Source organism: Alcanivorax profundi (genome assembly GCF_003597125.1).
Taxonomy (GTDB): Bacteria; Pseudomonadota; Gammaproteobacteria; order Pseudomonadales; family Alcanivoracaceae; genus Alcanivorax; species Alcanivorax profundi.
The window spans coordinates 1-445 of sequence record NZ_QYYA01000120.1; the positions used below are offsets into that span (position 1 = coordinate 1).

Annotated in this window: 1 protein-coding gene; it reads left to right on the forward strand. The window is 45.2% G+C overall.

The features are described from left to right. Nucleotides 1–101 precede the first annotated feature (101 nt). Nucleotides 102–445, forward strand: a 344-nt coding sequence (locus D4A39_RS19220) for an amino acid kinase family protein (RefSeq protein ID WP_497707272.1), incomplete at its 3' end; no start/stop codon positions are given.

Consider the following 445-nt stretch of genomic DNA (forward strand, 5'->3'; position numbering starts at 1 on the left):
CGTTCGGAGAAATTAAGTTTCTAGTTAATAGTTAATAGTTAATGGTATATAGGAGGCTACGCACTATAAACTGTTAACTGTAAATTGTAAATTAAAATAAAATGGCAAAGTTTAAAAGAATTCTTTTGAAATTGAGCGGCGAGAGTCTGATGGGCAAGCAGAGCTTCGGCATCGACCCAGAGCGCCTGAGTGATTATGCTAAGCAGATAAAGGAGGTCCATGAGATGGGCGTTCAGATAGGCATTGTGATTGGTGGTGGTAACATCTTCCGCGGTTTGAGTGGAAGCCAGAAGGGTTTCGACCGTGTCAAGGGCGACCAGATGGGTATGTGTGCTACCGTTATCAATTCCCTGGCATTGAGCAGCGCACTCGGAGCCTTGGGCGTTAAGAACAAGGTGCTTACTGCCATCCGCATGGAACCTATCGGCGAATTCTACACCAAATG